This is a genomic window from Arthrobacter crystallopoietes BAB-32 (assembly GCF_000328305.2).
Classification (GTDB): domain Bacteria; phylum Actinomycetota; class Actinomycetes; order Actinomycetales; family Micrococcaceae; genus Crystallibacter; species Crystallibacter crystallopoietes_A.
Genome location: NZ_ANPE02000345.1, coordinates 1 through 1,424, shown reverse-complemented (window position 1 = coordinate 1,424; position 1,424 = coordinate 1). Strand labels below are relative to the sequence as shown.

Sequence of the window (1,424 nt, the reverse complement as noted above, 5' to 3'; positions counted from 1 at the left end):
TACCGGCGTCGATCGGGACACGGCGGTCCTTGTTGCGCTTGGTCTGCTCGATCAGCACGATCGCCTTGTCGAGGTCGACGTCGCGGCGGTGCAGCCGCCGGGCTTCCTGCGGCCGTAGCCCGCAGCCCAGCATCAGCCGGAACACCACCGGGATCGTGTACTCGCGAAACGGGCTGGCCGGGCAGGCTGTGAATGAGTCGGCTGCCAAGAAGAAGGTGGTCAGCTCCTCGTCGGTGAAGATGTGGGGCAGACTCCTGGCGGGTTGGTTGATCCACTCGGCGGGCAGCACGAACGCATCGATGTCGACCATCTTCAGGTACTTACCGAACTCGCGGATCGCGTGGGCCTTGTACGCAGGCCATTGGACCCGTGCGCCTTCCTCGCACCAGGCCGTCACAAGCTCCCGCGACACAAACGTCTCGCCGGGCCGGTGGGCCGTGCAGAACCGGTCGAAGCTCTGCATCGGATAGACCAAGGTCTGCGCGTAGCCCAGACCGGCTCGCCATTCGAGCATTGCCTCGATGTGTGAGGCGAAGCCGCTGCTGAATGCCACGCTCATCGCAGGCCCTCTCTGGTAGGAGCGAAGCGGTCAAGAGGAAGACAGCACTCCCGCAGCGATTCATCGGCCAGGGCAATGTAGCGCCTCGAGGAGGCGACGTCACGGTGGCCGAGTACCTGTGCGGCCAGCTCCAGCTCGGCACCGGACTCGACCAGACGAGTGCCTGTCGTGCGCCGCAGGGCGTGGAAGGTCTTGCCGTCGTGGGCCTGGTGGGACACGCCTGCTTTGTGGAGCCACTGATTCATGATCAGCGCCCCGGTCGAGCCGCTCAGCTTCACGAACGGGGCGTAGACACGGACGAAAACCTCAGGCGCCTGGCATGCCGGTCTGCCGTGCAGGATCCAGTCGGCTATCGCGTTGCCAGCCTCTGCCGACAGCGGCAGCGTCAGCGGTGCCGATGTTTTGTGCTGGACCAGGTGGATCTCATCCCGACGCCAGTCGATCTGGTCCAGCCGTAGCGACACGATGTCGCCGCAACGTAGCCCCGTAGACAACGCCAACCGGACCATCCCGTAGTCCCTCTTCCCGCGCGGGGAGCCGGTTTCGATCGCGGCGAGGATTCGGCCGGTCTCCTCGGGCGTGAAGCACGGCAGCGCCCGTTGCCGCCGCGGCCCGACCCTTGCCAGCATCGCCTCGACCTTCAGCTCCGAGCAGCCCTGCTGGTTGGCGAACCCGAAGAACCGCTTAATGGCCCACACAGTGTTGCCCATGCCCGATGTGTGACGGGGCCGGACCGCGACGAGGAAGCCACGGACATCATCAAGCGTCACCGATCCAAGGGTGCAGCCAGCGCTGTCCAGATAGCGCAGGAACTGGCGGACCTCGCAGACCGCCAGGCGCACCGAACCCGATGCCAGTTCGCCGC

At 65.8% G+C, this 1,424-nt stretch carries 2 protein-coding genes; both read right to left on the bottom strand.

Annotation, left to right across the window (positions count from 1 at the left end):
- On the bottom strand, positions 1–559 hold a 559-nt coding region (locus D477_RS20915), incomplete at its 3' end, for a tyrosine-type recombinase/integrase (protein WP_005275714.1).
- A partial coding sequence (locus D477_RS20910; protein WP_005275710.1) for a site-specific integrase occupies positions 556–1,424 on the bottom strand: 869 nt, incomplete at its 5' end. The genes D477_RS20910 and D477_RS20915, both read right to left, overlap by 4 nt.